Consider the following 15,231-nt stretch of genomic DNA (forward strand, 5'->3'; position numbering starts at 1 on the left):
TCCGTCGTCCGGCTCACGGCAAGTGAGCCGGCGGTCGTGCGTTGTGCGGCCTTGGTGTGACAGGTGTGTCCGGAACTTGCGTATTGCCGCGCGCGGGCACTTGCGTCACGCCCATTTCCGGCAAGGACGATGCATCGTCCGGCAATTCCGCTGAAGCCGCCGACGCCGCTCGTCCACCCCGCATGAGCGGACTTTGCGCTGCAAACAGCAGGGCAGGCGCGGCAAGTGCTACCCAGAGCACGGTCAATTTCATTGCAGGACGCGTGAGCCAGTTGGAGCGACGGTCCGGATTATCGTCGCGGCGAGCTTGCGGGAGCCTGTCTCCAGAATCATTGAGTCTCGCGTTCATTTCAATTCGCGTCGTTTCAATGTCTGCATATCAGCAGACTTCATTCCGGCCCCGCGTCGAGACCCGGCCATGCCGTTACTGCGTTGGACCGGGGCATCGCGTTAGGATAGGGCGTGCGCGTCGTCCGCATCGAGTCCCAGCAATTTCGTGATTTTCATTCGACCCATGCGCAAACTCATACTCTTAGTCTGTCTGCTCGCCTTCACGAGTATCGGCTCGCTTCTTTCGGCGTCCGCCATTGCCGCCGGTTCGGCGCAAGGCGCGTCGCAACCCGCGGTCGCGCTCACGCCGCAACAGGCCCGCGATGCCCTTGCGGTGCTCAACGATCCGCAACGCCGCGCACAGGTCGCCGATACCTTGCGCGCAGTGGCGGCGGCCGGCGCGCTTGCCGCACCGACGGCCGCGAGCGCCACGGCGGCGAGCGGCGCGGAAACGGCTGCGCCTGCCTCGGGCGCGTCGGGCGTGCTTGCGAAATCGCTGACGGCGAACGGGCTTGCCTCGCAGCTATCGCATCAGGCGGGCAACTGGGTCGTTCAGTTCGCAACCGAGATGCGGCATACGCTCGCCGAGTTGCTGAACATTCGTTCCGTGGTGCATTGGTGGAGCCAACGCATGGCGACGCCGGAATCGCGCGCGCAGTTCGGTCACGTGCTCTGGATCGTGCTCGTGTGTCTCGTGCCCGCGTTTTTGCTTGAAATCGTCGGCGGCCGTCTGCTGCGTAAATCGCGTGCGAAGATCGCCGCGCGCGGTGTCGCCGATGCCGAGGTCACCGATCCCGAACTCGTGCAGAACGAACATGCGGCGGAACGCGCCGAGCACTTCGCCGAGCGCACCGGCGACGAAGCCGCGCAGCACGCAGCCGAGCGCAAGGTGGAAACGGCGCGCGGCCAGCGGCACGCGGCACGTCACTGGACCCTGTTGCAGCGTCTGCCCAATGCGCTTTTGTATCTGCTGTTCAAGTTCATTCCGCTTGGCGTGTTCATCGGCGTGGCGACGCTTCTGGTGTCCATCTTTATCGACGACAACTCGATCGAATCGCACGTCGCGAGCGAGTTTATCGATGCCTACCTCGTCTGCCGCATCATCATGCTCGTGAGCGGCTTTCTGCTGGCGCCGCATGCCACCGGCTTGCGGCTTTTGCAGATGCGCGATCAGTACGCGCTCTACACGTATCGCAAGCTACGCAGCATGGTGATCATCGCGGGTATCGGCATCGCGCTGGCCAACGGCGCGGAGCCGCTCGGACTGTCGGAAGCGGCGCGCATCGCCATTCTGAAGATCGTCACGCTCGACATCCATCTGATGCTCGCCTACACCATTTTCGACTGCCGCAAGCCCGTGGCGGAGCGTATCCGCGAACGCATGCGCAGTCATAAATCGACCGCGCTGTTCGGTGGCTGGATCGCCGATATCTGGGCCGCCGTCGCCATCTTCTTCGTGCTCGCGCTGTGGTTCGTCTGGGCGCTGGACGTGCAGAACGGCTATCGCACGCTGTTCCATCTCGGCGGCGTGTCCATTCTCGTGCTGGTCGGCGCGCGCGTCGCGGCAATCGTCGCGTTCGGTGCGCTCGGCCGCGTGTTCCACGAAAACGATGACGACGACTTCGCGGCGAAGTCCATCGCGCATCGTCATGCTTATCGCTATTACCCGCTCTTGCGCCGCGCCGTGCAGACGATCATCGCCGTGGTGACGGTCGTGGCGCTGCTCGAAGTGTGGGGCGTGCATATCGTGCAGTTCTTCACATCGGGCGGCATTGGCAACCGGCTGGCATCCGCGCTCGTGACCATCGCGGTCGCGGCGGTGTTCGCGGTCATCGTGTGGGAGACGGCCAACGTAATGGTCGAGCAGCGTCTCGATCAATGGAACGCGAGTGGCGACCGCGTGCGCGCCGCACGCCTGCGCACGCTTTTACCGATGATGCGCTCCGCGCTGTTCATCGTCATCGCCATGGTCGTCGTGCTCACCGGTCTCTCGGAAATCGGCGTCAACACCGCGCCGCTTCTGGCGAGCGCGAGCATTTTCGGCGTGGCGCTCGGCTTCGGCTCGCAAAAGCTCGTGCAGGATTTCATCACCGGCATCTTCCTTTTGATGGAAAACGCCATGCAAGTGGGCGACTGGGTGACGGTCGCGGGCGTCTCGGGCACGGTCGAATATCTGTCTATTCGCACGGTGCGTTTGCGAGGCGGCGACGGCTCGCTGTTCACGGTGCCGTTCAGTTCGGTATCCACGGTCAACAATACGAATCGCGGCATTGGCAACGCGGCGGTGCGCGTGTCGGTCGCGCTCGGTCAGGACGTGGATCTGGCCATTTCGACGCTCAAGGAAATCGGCACCGCGCTACGTGAAGACGACGCCTTCAAGGACGGCATTCTCTCCGACTTCAGCTTCTGGGGCGTCGATGCCGTCGATGGTTCCACCGTCACGCTCGCCGGTCAGATTCAATGCCGCGACAGCACGCGCTGGCCGGTGCAACGCGAGTTCAACCGGCGCATTCTCAACGAGTTCACGGCGCGTGGGATCGAGATCGCCAATCCGCAGCGTAACTTCGTGATCGTCAACGGCACGCAGGACGCGGCGCACGATCCGGCGCATCCAGCCGACGTCGATGGTGACGCCCCCGCCGATCAGCGCGGCGAACCGTCGAAGGCGGCGCAGCATCCGACGGGCGAGGCGGCTGCCGGACAGGGCACGGCGTCCAGTGCGCCGCCGCCGCGGACATCGCAGGCTTGAGCGTTTTAAGGGTTGGCGCGGGGCTTGTTTTGTTATTGACGCTTCTATAATCGGTCGGGCCGGCCGCGCCCCTCAAAACGAATGGCAACAGGGCGCGGCTTTCTTCGAAGTTCGAACCTTATCGAGGAGCACGCCCCCCATGAACATTGCCGCCCGGTCACGTTCAAAATCCGCTTCACGCTTCCCCTCACGTTCTTCTTCACGCGCGTTAAGCACGACTGTCCGCAAGGGCCTGTTTGCGTTAGGACTCGCAAGCCTCACGGCCGCAACGGGATGCGCCTTCGCCCAACAATCCGACGATCACGACAGCGATGACCGCTACGGCGGCGGTGGCGGCGGTGGCCGTCAGGTCAAGGTGATGATCGTCAGCATGTTCGGTCCGGAAGGCCAAGTGTGGCTCGACAAGCTCGGGCCATGGCAGGCCATCAAGGTGCCGGGACTCTCGCCGGATTATCCTGAAGTCCATTGCAACCGCGACGATGTCTGTGTGATGACAACCGGCATGGGACACACGAACGCGGCCGCATCGATGATGGCGCTCGCGTTCTCGGAGCGCTTCGATTTGCGCCGCACGTACTTTCTGGTCGCGGGCATTGCCGGGATCGATCCGGCGCGCGGCACGCTCGGCTCGACCGCGTGGGCGAAATATCTGGTCGATTTCGGCATTCAATGGGAACTCGACGCGCGCGAGAAACCCGCCGACTGGCCGAGCGGTTTTCTCGGTATCAACACGAAGGGGCCCACCGAAAAGCCGCCGCTCGATTACCGCACCGAAGTGTTTGCCCTCAATGCATCGCTGACGGATGCCGCCTATGCCATCTCGCGCAACGTCACGCTCTCCGACAGCGACGACGCCAAGGTCGCGCGCGCCAAGTTCAACTACGCGCCGGCCAACCGTCCGCCGCACGTGATCCAGTGCGACACGCTCGCGGGCGATACCTGGTGGTCGGGTAAATACATCGGCGAAAGGGCACGCTACTGGACGCGCCTGCTGACCGATGGCAAAGGCATCTACTGCACGACGCAGCAGGAAGACAACGCGACATACGAGGCGCTCAAGCGCGCGGCCAGCATCAAGCGGGTCGATCTGTCACGCATTGCGGTTTTGCGCGCCGGTTCGGACTTCGACCGGCCGTACGAAGGACAAACCGCCTCCGACAACCTGTTGAACTATTCCGCGCAAGGCGGTTTCGTACCTGCAATTCAGAATTTGTATCTGACCGGTAACCCATTCGTGCAAGAAGTCGTTACACATTGGGGCGCTTGGCGTAAAGGCGTGCCGCAACACTAGTCGCGAGCGCTGCTCAAACGGCGTTGCAAACCTGTAACTGCATAAAAGTAAATATTGCCACTTATGCCGCAACTCGGTAAAAACCGGGTTCGCGGCATTTTTACTGATTTTTGCCGCTTTCTCATCGTCTCAAAAATACTCGTGACCGGTGTCAACCGAACCGTCGGAAGCCCCGTTCTTGCGGGCATCGGCGATTAATCCTACAAAAAATCAGCCGTTCGTATTAAGCGCTCAATCCAAAAGAATGACAAAAACGGCGCGGTCAATATTGCCGCTTTTTTAGGCGCGAAAAAGTTACCGATGCAAAGTGTTGTTTGCAACAAAATATTATTGAGATGCTCTTGCGTTCGCTTCAGAGTCTTCTTAGAATCCGTTTCACAGTGTCTGTTACAAGATGTAACGCACTGAAACAAAATCAGATGGACGTAGCCGGGCAGAGTTGAGTCCGGTGAGGCAAAAAAATATATCGGCACAAAGCCGGCGGGAAATCGGGGATTTACTGGAAGTTGCAACCATGAACGGTCGCGAAACGTTGGAATCGATCCGGGAAATCAACTTGTCGTACATCATGCTCGCGCAGCGTCTGTTACGCGAGGACCGCGCCATCGGCATGTTCCGGCTCGGTCTTTCGGCGGAACTCGCCGATCTGTTGTCGGGCCTCACGCTCGCTCAGGTCGTCAAGCTCGCCCAGTCGGACAACCTGCTGTGCGCATTTCGCTTCAACGATCACTCGATGCTGTCGGCTTTGACGCAGCCCGCCAAGAACGCGGAAATTGCGCCGACGCACGCGGCAATCCTGCTGGCTGGCCAGCCGGCTGAACAGTTCGCTTAAGTAAAGACGGAGCGAGCCATGCTGAAGAAGAGCCTCACTGAAGATGCCCAGGAAGTGTTCCGCGCCATCGCGCTGATCGAGCTCGGTGCACGCATGCAAGTGCTCGAGAGCGAGCTGACGCTCTCGCGGGATCGCATGATTCGTTTGTATCGCGAAGTGAAGGGCGCGTCGCCGCCCAAGGGCATGCTGCCGTTCTCGGCCGATTGGTATATGACGTGGCTCGCGAACATCCACGCATCGCTGTTCTACAACACCTACACGTTCCTCAAGAACGAGGCCGGCTGCTCGCATCTCGACGCGCTGACCAAGGGGTATCGCCTGTATCTCGAGCACTGCAACCATAGCGGCGCCGAAGCGGTACTCGATCTCACCCGGGCCTGGACCCTTGTGCGCTTCTTCGACGCGGGCATGCTGCAGATGACCAAATGCTGCCGCTGCACCGGGAAGTTCGTCGCACACAAGCATGATTTGCAGAATAACGTGGTGTGCGGGGCCTGCCAGCCGCCGTCACGCGCGGGGAAGACCAAGAAAGCGGCGGCCGCTAAACAGGCCATTCAAGAAGCCGCGCTGGAGGCTGTGTCTGTCAAGAACGAAGTGCCAGCCGAGCTTGAAGAACTGGTACTCGACAACGTAGCGGCTTTGCAGCCGCAACGGGCTGGCCTGGTCGCACAGGCCGCTTAGGCGGTAGCGGCGCTGAACTGATCCTCCGGGGGCCGTCCGGAAGGACGGTGGACAATCAGCATGCCGCTACCGCTTTTTACTTTTCTGGTTCTCGTAGCTGATTTTCATCTCGATGCCGGCGCGCTGACTCCATGGTCATCGCGCCGTTCTTTTTTTTAGCTCGCCATTAAAATACTTCGATTGCATGCCTTGCCGCATGCGCTTTTCGAAGGGACGGGCTTTGTCATCCGCACAACAGGGATTTTTGCTGACGCGCCACTGGCGCGATACGCCGGCCGGCACGGAGGTCGAGTTCTGGCTCGCCACCGATGACGGCCCACGCAAAATCCGAATCGGCGCGCAGACGCCTGTTGCATTCATCCGCGCCGAAGATCGAGCGAAAGCGGAGCCGCTCGTCGCGAGCGTGCGCAATGCCGAACTGCGCGACTTGCAGCTCAAGGACTTTCGCCAAAAACCGGTATTCGGGCTGTACTGCGCACAGTATCGGCAACTGCTGGCGCTCGAAAAAACCCTCAAAAATGCGGGCATCGTTGTCTATGAGGCGGATATTCGGCCACCCGAGCGCTATCTCATGGAGCGCTTCATCACCGCGCCCGTGACCTTCGAAGGCGAAGCGCGCGACAGTTACATCTTCAGCGAACTCAAGCCTGCAACTTCGTATCGGCCAAATCTCAAGCTGGTTTCGCTCGATATTGAAACGAGCGTTCGCGGCGAACTCTATTCGATCGCGCTCGAAGGCTGCGGCGAGCGACAGGTCTATATGCTCGGCCCGGCCAATGGCGCCGATGCATCCGTCGACTTCGACCTCGACTACTGCGCAAGCCGCGCCGACATGCTGTGCCGCTTCAACGAGTGGATGGAGCGGCACGATCCGGATGCGATCATCGGCTGGAACGTGGTGCAGTTCGATCTGCGTGTGCTGCAGAAACACGCGGACGATTACGGCGTGCCGTTACGTCTCGGCCGCGATGGCAGCATGGTGGAATGGCGCGAACACGGCATCAAGCGCAATCATTTCTTCGTTTCGATTGCGGGGCGGCTCGTGATCGACGGCATCGAGTCCTTGCGTTCGGCGACGTGGAACTTTCCGTCGTTCAGTCTCGAATATGTCGCGCAGTCGCTGCTCGGCGAAGGCAAGGCGATCGACACTTCCTATGCACGCATGGACGAAATCGAGCGGCGCTTTCAGGAAGACAAGCCGGCGCTCGCGCATTACAACCTCGTCGATTGCGAACTCGTGACCAAGGTCTTCGACAAGACCGACCTGCTGCCGTTTCTGCTCGAACGCGCAACCGTTACGGGTTTGGCCGCGGATCGCAGTGGTGGATCGGTGGCGGCGTTCACGCATCTATACATGCCGCGTATGCATCGGCTGGGCTTTGTCGCACCCAATCTCGGCGATGTCCCCGAGGAAGCGAGTCCCGGCGGATTCGTCATGGACTCGCGGCCCGGTCTTTACGATTCCGTTCTTGTGCTCGACTACAAGAGCCTGTATCCGTCGATCATCCGCACGTTTCTGATCGATCCGGTCGGGCTCGCGGAAGGCATGCACGAGACCGATGAAGCCGCTACCGTGCCCGGTTTTCGCGGTGCGCGTTTCGCGCGCGAGAAGCATTGTCTGCCCGCTATCGTCGAGCAAGTGTGGGAAGGTCGCGAGGCGGCGAAGCGTCAGCGTAACAAGCCGCTTTCGCAAGCGCTCAAGATCATCATGAATTCGTTCTACGGCGTGCTGGGTTCGAGTGGATGCCGCTTCTTCGATCCGCGCCTTGCGTCATCCATCACCATGCGCGGACACGAAATCATGCACCGTACACGCGAACTGATCGAAGCGCGCGGGTATGGCGTGATTTACGGCGACACCGATTCCACCTTCGTGTGGCTGCGCCGTGCACGCGACGAAGCAGATGCTGCGCGTATCGGCCGCGCTCTCGTCGAGCATGTCAACGAATACTGGCAAGGTCATTTGCGCGAGACCTTCGGACTCGAAAGCGCGCTGGAGCTTCAGTACGAAACGCATTACCGGCGCTTTTTGATGCCGACCATTCGCGGCACGGAAGAAGGCAGCAAGAAGCGTTACGCCGGTCTCACGGCGCGCGCGGACGGCAGCGAGGAGATCGTGTTCAAAGGTCTCGAAACGGTGCGCACGGACTGGACGCCGCTTGCGCAACGGTTCCAGCAAGACCTTTACATGCGTATCTTCAAGGGCGAATCTTATGCGGACTATGTGCGCGATTACGTCGAACGCACGCGACGCGGCGAGCAGGACGAACTGCTCGTCTATCGCAAGCGCCTGCGCCGCAGCCTCGACGATTATCAGCGTAACGTTCCGCCGCATGTACGCGCCGCGCGCAGTGCCGACGAACACAACACGCGCCTCGGACGTCCGCTTCAATATCAGAACGGCGGCTGGATTAGCTATGTGATGACGCTCGCCGGTCCTGAGCCAGTGGAAGCGCGCCATGCGGCCATCGACTATGAACACTACGTGACGAAGCAGCTACAGCCGATTGCCGACGGCATCCTGCCCTTCCTGCGCGAAGACTTCGATACGCTGATGTCGGGGCAAGGCGCGCTGTTTTAGCCGGTTCATGCGGGCGCGTTCCTTGCTGCCGCATCTCCCCGAAGTCCGGCAAGAGAACGACGGACCGCGCCGCGTTTAACCGCTCTCAAGGCGCCTCCTCCCTCAACTTCCGGGATGGTTGCATATGTCGACTGCATCAAGCGAAATCAGCCGCTCGCAATTGCGTAACCGCATTGCTGGCGATCTCTGGCAGGCAATCTGGAAATTTCGCGTACAGACGCTCGTCGCGGTGACGTTGATGATCGCGTCGCGCCTCGCTGTGGTGTCCGTGCCGCTGATGCTGAAGCACGTCATCGACGAGTTCAGCCGGCCCACGGCGAACCTCGTGTTTCCGGTGTTCGTGATCCTCACTTACGTGCTGATGCGTTATCTCGGCGACGTGCTGAACGAAGCACGCGACGTGGTGTTCAGCATCGTCACGCAACGCACGGTGGCGTCATTCACTGAGCGTACGTTCGCGCATCTGCATAACATGGGTGCGCGTTTTCATGCGCAACGCGAAACCGGTGGCGTGGTGCGCGACGTGCAAAAGGGCGCGGACGGTATCGGCTTCTTGCTGGGCGTGGCGATCTTCACCATCGTGCCGACACTGATCGAAATCGGCACCGTCGTAGCGATCATGGTAAGCCAGTATGCATCGACTTTTTTGCTGGCGATTGGCGTGACCTTCGTGTGCTATGCGGTCTATACGTTCATCTTCACGCGCTATCGCATGCGCTTTCAGCGCGCGGTCAATCGGCTCGAAGCAAAGTCCGACAGCCGTCTCGTCGACAGCCTGCTCAACTACGAAACGGTCAAGCTCTTCGCAAGCGAAGAGGTCGAACGCGGCCGGCTTTCGAGCGTGCTCGAACAATGGGTGCATGCACGCACCGCGAATCAACGCGCGTTGACCATTCTGCATGTCGGGCAAAGCACGATCATCGCGGTGGGCATTGCGGCGGTCATGCTGCTTGCCGCGCAACACGTGGTTTCGGGAACGATGAGCGTCGGCGATCTCGTGCTGGTGAACGCGTACATCGTGCAGGTGTGCTCGCCGCTGAACACGCTCGGTTTCGTGTTTCGCGAGACCAACGATGCAATCGTGAATGTCGAACGCATGTTCGAGATTCTGCTTGCGCGCGGACGGCGTGGCGAGGATATCGACGAACAGGACGCGAAACCGCTCGTGGTGAGCGCGGGCGAGATCGAGTTCCAGCACGTGGATTTCGGCTACGATCCGGCGCGGCAGATCCTGCGCGATATCGACTTTCGCGCACACCCGGGCAAGAAACTCGCGGTGGTGGGCGGCAGCGGGTCGGGCAAGTCGACGTTGATGAAACTACTCTTCAGGCTTTATCAGCCGACGGCCGGTGTGATCACCATCGACGGACAGAATCTCGGCCAGATCACGCAGAAGAGTCTGCGTGAAGCCATTGGCATCGTGCCGCAGGATACGGTGCTCTTCAACGATACGATCGCCTACAACATCGCGTATGGCCGCCCATCGGCGACGCGTGCCGATGTCGTGCGTGCGGCACGCGCGGCGCAACTCGACGGCTTCATCGAACGCTTGCCCGATCACTACGAGACGCGTGTCGGCGAACGCGGTGTACGGCTGTCGGGCGGCGAGCGGCAGCGTATTGCAATTGCGCGCGCCATTCTGAAGGACCCGCGCATCATCGTATTCGATGAAGCCACTTCTGCGCTCGATACCCGTTCGGAACGCGCAATTCAGAGCGAACTCGACCGGCTCGCGCAAGGGCGCACCTCGATTGTGATCGCGCATCGGCTCTCGACCGTGGTCAATGCAGACTGGATTCTCGTGATGGAGCACGGGCGCATCGTGGAGCAGGGGCAGCATGCTGAATTGATCGAACGCGCGGGCGTCTATGCACGCATGTGGTCGCTGCAATCGCAGCAAGGCGAACTCGCGCACGCGCAACGCAAGGTATCGTCGCAACCGGTGGGACTCGGCTCGTTGATCGCGGGCGTGGTGGATGGACTGCATGAAGAGATCATCGAACACGGCGTGCATCTCTTCACGGTGATGACAGAGCCGGATCTTCGCGTGACGGGCGATCCCGGCGTGCTGCAGTTCGTGATCGCCGATCTGTGCCGCACGGAAGTTCGTGCGGCAACGCGCGGCGCGCGTGTCGAACTGCGAGTGGAGCGCGAAGACAATCAGGTGCGCTTGTGCGTGCTCGGCCCGGGCAATAAGCCCGCGCCGCTGACCGAGGAACAGGCGGCGCGGCTCGAAGAGGCGCTCACCAGCACGGGCGGCAGTTTCACGGTGAATTACGTCGATGGCCATCTCGCGTATGTCGCCGTCATGCCGTTGCGGCCTGTCGTCGAGGCCGACGAGGCATCGAGATTGGCCGAGCCGAAAGCGAACGTTGCCGAAGCGCTCAAAGGCCTTTCGATCATGGTGCTCGACGATCAGGAAGATGCCCGCGAAGCGCTCGAAGCCGTTCTGGAAACGGCTGGTGCACAGGTGCGGTTGGCCGCGTCGGGAACGGAAGCGCTCGACTGGCTTGAAGCGACGCCTGCCGAGGCGTGGCCGAATGCGTTTCTATGCGACATCGTGCTTGGCGAGGAAGACGGTTATCAAGTGCTGCGTCAGGTGCGCGAACTCGAAGCGTCGCGGCGGGTGTCGCTGGATCGGCGCATGCCGGCAATCGCATTGACGGGACATACGCAGACGGATGACCGCTTGCGCGCGCAGCTTGCGGGCTTCCAGTTGCACATGACGAAGCCCGTGCCTGCGGAAAGGCTTATTGAAGCGATTCTGCAAGTCGCCGCGCGGCTGGAGCGCGCGGGGCGTTGAGCGCGCTGGCGCGCGTGTCAGGCACGCTTCGATCGCGTCGTGAGCCCGAGCGCTCTGACATAGCTCGCGGCGCCTGGGCGATGAGACACGATTGCACGAGGGTCGTCGGCCATGCTGGCCGCGCCGATCGGTTCATGGATCGTCGTCGTCCTTCAAGCTGGCCAGCGCTGCTCTTTCACGGGCGCGTGCGTCGTCGTGCCTCTTTATGTCACGCTGCAAGGCGGACATGGCGGAACGGACGTTCGCCTCGGCGCGCAGCAACAAGGCTTGCGCCTGCAACACCGACGCGTTCAGCGCCGCTGCCTGAAGCCGATGCGCGTGTAAAGCGCCTCGCCATGTCGCAGCACCGCCATGCTCGTGCGAGCACAAGGCGAGTAGGCGCGGCAGTTGTGCGGCATGGTTGCCCAGCAGTTCCGTGCGACGGGCTACTTCGTCTCGTGCCTCGCGTGCGGCCTGTCGCGCCTGCGCGAGCGTTGCCTCGCCGCGCCGCACCCGCAGCCCGCGTACGCGCGCAAGCACCGCCCAGCGACGCAGATCTCCGGCGCGGCCCGTCACGTGGATGTATCGGCGCCTTCGCCGAGCGCCTGCAATGCCGCGATTGTCTTATCGAAAGCGACGTGGCTGTCATGACGCTGCCGAAGGAAGGCCGTAATGGCCGGATGACGGTCGATGGCCCGGTCGCTCGCGGCATCGCTGCCGCGCCGGTATTCGCCTATCTGGAGCAGCAGCTCGACGTCCCGATACCGCGCGAGCCACTTACGCACGCGCTGGGCGCATGCGCGATGCGACTCCCCGGCGACCCGCGTCATGAGCCGGCTCTTGCTCTGCAAGATATCGATGGCGGGATAGTGTCCCGCGGCGCCTAAACGCGACGAGAGCTGGATATGACCGTCGAGCAGCGATCGCGCTTCTTCCACGATGGGATCGGCGAGATCTTCGTCCTCGGCAAGCACGGTAAAAAACGCAGTGACGCTGCCACGACCGAGCAGGCCGCCCATTTCGACGATTCTCGGCAGTTCCGCGAACACGCGTGGCGGATAGCCCCGCCGCACGGGCGGTTCGCCCACGGCGAGGCCGACTTCGCGCAGAGCGCGCGCGTAGCGCGTCAGCGAGTCGAAGAGCAGCAGGACGTGGCGACCTTGGGACCGCAGCGCGGCCGCGATCTCGCAGGCTAGACGCGACGCGCGGATACGTTCGGCCGCTGGACGATCCGATGTCGACGCGACGACGACAATCCGCTCGCGTTCATGCAGATGGTCATGCACGAACTCATTGACCTCACGCCCACGCTCCCCGACGAGCGCGATCACGATGGCATCGGCTTGTGCGCCATTCGCGATCATGCCGAGCAGCGTGCTCTTTCCGCCGCCCGCGGTTGCGAAAATGCCGACACGCTGTCCAACCCCGCAAGTGAGCAATCCGTCTATCGCCCTGACGCCGGTAACGAAGGGTTGCGCGATCAACGGGCGGTCGAGCGGATTGATCGCGGTCGTTGCGTCGAAGCGCGCGCTCGCATGGACAAGCGGCGCGGGCGGCCCGCCATCGAGCGGCTTGCCGAGGCCATCGAGAATGCGCCCTTGCAGGCGATTTGCATCGAGCCGATTCCAGTCGAGCCCGCATCCCTCCACGCGCGTGATGTTGGATAGTCCCGCGAGTCCGGATAGCGGCATGACGAGTGCGCCGTCCGGAGCAAAACCGACTACTTCGCCGGTTTGCTCCTCGAGTGTGTCGGGCCGCACGAGTCGCACACGTTCGCCGATTCGCAGCGACGCGCCCACCACGCGGACGATCACGCCACGCGCCTCCACCACGCGGCCGTGAAGCGTCGGTCCGGCCATCAAGCGGCCGACCGGCTTTGCGTCTTCATCAGTCGTCTTGCGCATTATGGCCTCGTGAAGGTAACCGAAGCGTTGATGCGGTAGACGTCGCGCGGAATCTCGTCTATGGCGAGCACATCCATGCGGATGCCGATCGCTCCCAGCACCTGCGATAAATGCGGCCGCAGAATCGCCGAGGTGAGCAGCAGCCTCACGGGCGTGGCCGCACCGCTCAAAACGCGGCGCAACGTATCCAGTTGCATGAAATCGAGCGGGCAATATGGCTCGCCGTCCGAGCCGTGGCGAATGCTGGCTTCGAGCTCGTTCTCCCACTCGGCTTCGAGCACGCCGCCGCGAATCTCCCAGGTATCGAGGTTCGCATGGGTACGCGCGATTTGATGGCCGAGTTCGATACGGCTTTCGCGCACCATGCGTTCGAGCGTTTGTTCGTTTGCGGACACGCGCAGAATGGCTTCGAGGATGCCACGCAGATTGCGGATCGACACGCGTTGCTGCAGCAACTGCCGCAGCACGGCCGCGAGCCGGGCTGTCGTGATCCGTTGTTCGATCTGCGCGACGAGTTCGCGAAACTCGGGGCTCAGACGATTGAGCAGAAAGCGCACCTCTTGCGTGCCGATCAGGCGCGGTGCGCACCGCTCGAATATCTCGATGAGGTGTTGAGCAAGGACGTCGTCGGGCGTGGCGGTATTCAGAACGGAGGCATCGAGCGACGCGGCGGCGCCGGCCGCGATCCACACTGACTTCTCGAAGCCCGGTCGATACCCCGACGGGCCTTCGGCCGGCACATCCGCCGGGCGTCCGCTCGCCAGGACGTGCTGGGGCATGAGCGTGCCGCTCGCGAACGGTACATCGTCGACATCGATGATGTAGCGCTCGGCGGCGAGCCGCTCGTCGATCACGACGGCAAGGCCGGGAAAGGGCAGGCCGAAGCGCGTGTTCAGATGATGGCGCAGCGTGCCGAGCACGCGGTTGAACGCATCGCGCGGCACGGCTTTGAAGGCATCGTTGCCAAGTCGAAGGCGCAGCACGGTGCTCGTTCCAACCTCGGCCTCGTCGAGCAAATGGGGCATGTACCGGCTGCCGTCGCGCGCAAGCGCGGGCATGGGAGCGCGTGCCTCGTCGCGCGCCCGTTGCGCCGCGCGCATGAGCACGAAGCCAAGTCCTCCGAGCAGCGCGGCCAGCAGCGCAAACTGCGCATGCGGAAAGCCGGGAATGAGCGCCAGTGCCGCGCAGCACGCGCCTGCCATGACGAGTGCGTGAGGCCGAAGCGTCAACTGCTCGTAAAGGTCCGTGCCGAGATTGGTGGCGCCGCTCGCGGGCGATACTCTCGTGACGAGCAGGCCGGCCGCGATCGACACGACGAGCGATGGTATCTGCGAAACGAGGCCATCCCCGATAGTCAGGATCGTATAGACCTGCAAGGCGTCGCCAAACGGCATGCCGCGCTGCCCGATGCCAACCGCGAGTCCGCCCACGATATTCACGAGCGCGATCACGAAACTTGCAATGGTGTCGCCCTTGACGAACTTCATGGCGCCGTCGAGCGATCCGTAGAAATAGGTCTCGCGTTCAAGTCCGGCGCGCAGCAGCGCTGCCTGCTCGGCGGTGATGAGCCCGCTTCGCGAATCGGCGTCGATACTCATCTGGCGTCCTGGAATGCCATCCAGCGTGAAGCGCGCCGCGACTTCCGCGATGCGGTCCGCACCCTTCGCGACCACGATGAACTGAATCGCACAGAGCACCAGGAAGACGACGATGCCGACTGCGACGTTGCCGCCCGCGACCAGCTCGCCGAAGGCCTGGATGATGCGTCCGGCGTGCGCCTGAAGCAGGATCATCTTGGTGGATGCGATGGCCAGCGCGAGACGCAGCAGCGTGGTCATGAGCAGAAGCGCGGGAAAGCCCGGAAGATCCGCCGCGCGCGACACATAGATCGTGGAGAACAGCATGACGAAACCCGCGCAAAAGCCCATGCCGATGAACAGATCGAGCAGGAACGGCGGGATGGGCAGAATCAGCAACGCCAGCACGCTGATGAAACCCGCGGCTGCCGCGATGTGTGCGTGGCGCGCGATCTGTCGGGGCAAGCTGACAAAGAGAGGAACGGATGGGCGGTTCATGATTCC

10 protein-coding genes are annotated in these 15,231 nt (G+C 62.3%); 6 read left to right on the forward strand and 4 right to left on the reverse strand.

Features of this window, described 5'->3' with window-relative positions:
- Positions 1 to 13: 13 nt before the first annotated feature.
- Complete coding sequence (locus P9250_RS11895; RefSeq protein ID WP_250493326.1) at positions 14 to 253, reverse strand: hypothetical protein; 240 nt, start codon at positions 251 to 253, stop codon at positions 14 to 16.
- Between the two features lie 261 nt (positions 254 to 514).
- On the opposite strand from P9250_RS11895, the gene P9250_RS11900 reads away from it, so the two are divergent.
- From P9250_RS11900 to P9250_RS11925, 6 genes are all read left to right on the forward strand, one after another.
- Positions 515 to 3,079, forward strand: coding sequence for a mechanosensitive ion channel domain-containing protein (locus tag P9250_RS11900; protein ID WP_310393171.1), 2,565 nt, complete (start codon positions 515 to 517; stop codon positions 3,077 to 3,079).
- A gap of 139 nt (positions 3,080 to 3,218) precedes the next feature.
- Positions 3,219 to 4,370 (forward strand): purine nucleoside permease, encoded by a 1,152-nt coding sequence (locus P9250_RS11905; RefSeq protein ID WP_309849779.1) that lies wholly within the window; start codon positions 3,219 to 3,221, stop codon positions 4,368 to 4,370.
- Between the two features lie 514 nt (positions 4,371 to 4,884).
- A complete protein-coding gene (flhD, locus tag P9250_RS11910; protein WP_244828265.1) occupies positions 4,885 to 5,202 on the forward strand; it encodes a flagellar transcriptional regulator FlhD in 318 nt (105 codons plus the stop codon).
- An 18-nt stretch (positions 5,203 to 5,220) separates the two neighbouring features.
- On the forward strand, positions 5,221 to 5,883 hold the full coding sequence (flhC, locus tag P9250_RS11915) for a flagellar transcriptional regulator FlhC (RefSeq protein WP_244828264.1): 663 nt from the start codon (positions 5,221 to 5,223) through the stop codon (positions 5,881 to 5,883).
- Between the two features lie 196 nt (positions 5,884 to 6,079).
- Complete coding sequence (locus P9250_RS11920; RefSeq protein WP_409014872.1) at positions 6,080 to 8,464, forward strand: DNA polymerase II; 2,385 nt, start codon at positions 6,080 to 6,082, stop codon at positions 8,462 to 8,464.
- Positions 8,465 to 8,588: 124 nt separating this feature from the next.
- Positions 8,589 to 11,267: an ATP-binding cassette domain-containing protein gene (locus P9250_RS11925; protein ID WP_310393176.1), complete on the forward strand. Its 2,679-nt coding sequence runs from the start codon at positions 8,589 to 8,591 to the stop codon at positions 11,265 to 11,267.
- 132 nt (positions 11,268 to 11,399) lie between these two features.
- Here the strand turns inward: P9250_RS11925 and P9250_RS11930 are convergent, their stop codons facing one another.
- From P9250_RS11930 to P9250_RS11940, 3 genes are read right to left on the reverse strand one after another with little or no spacing between them, the layout of a single operon-like run.
- Positions 11,400 to 11,822 carry a hypothetical protein gene (locus tag P9250_RS11930; RefSeq protein WP_250493330.1) on the reverse strand — a complete coding sequence of 141 codons (423 nt, stop codon included), beginning with the start codon at positions 11,820 to 11,822 and terminating at the stop codon, positions 11,400 to 11,402.
- Positions 11,819 to 13,150: a FliI/YscN family ATPase gene (locus P9250_RS11935; RefSeq protein ID WP_310393179.1), complete on the reverse strand. Its 1,332-nt coding sequence runs from the start codon at positions 13,148 to 13,150 to the stop codon at positions 11,819 to 11,821. The genes P9250_RS11930 and P9250_RS11935 overlap by 4 nt, the downstream gene beginning before the upstream one ends.
- Positions 13,150 to 15,225, reverse strand: coding sequence for a flagellar biosynthesis protein FlhA (locus tag P9250_RS11940; RefSeq protein ID WP_310393181.1), 2,076 nt, complete (start codon positions 15,223 to 15,225; stop codon positions 13,150 to 13,152). Before P9250_RS11940 ends, P9250_RS11935 begins: the two co-directional genes overlap by 1 nt.
- Between the last annotated feature and the right edge of the window lie 6 nt (positions 15,226 to 15,231).

It is taken from the genome of Caballeronia sp. LP006, assembly GCF_031450995.1.
GTDB lineage: Bacteria > Pseudomonadota > Gammaproteobacteria > Burkholderiales > Burkholderiaceae > Caballeronia.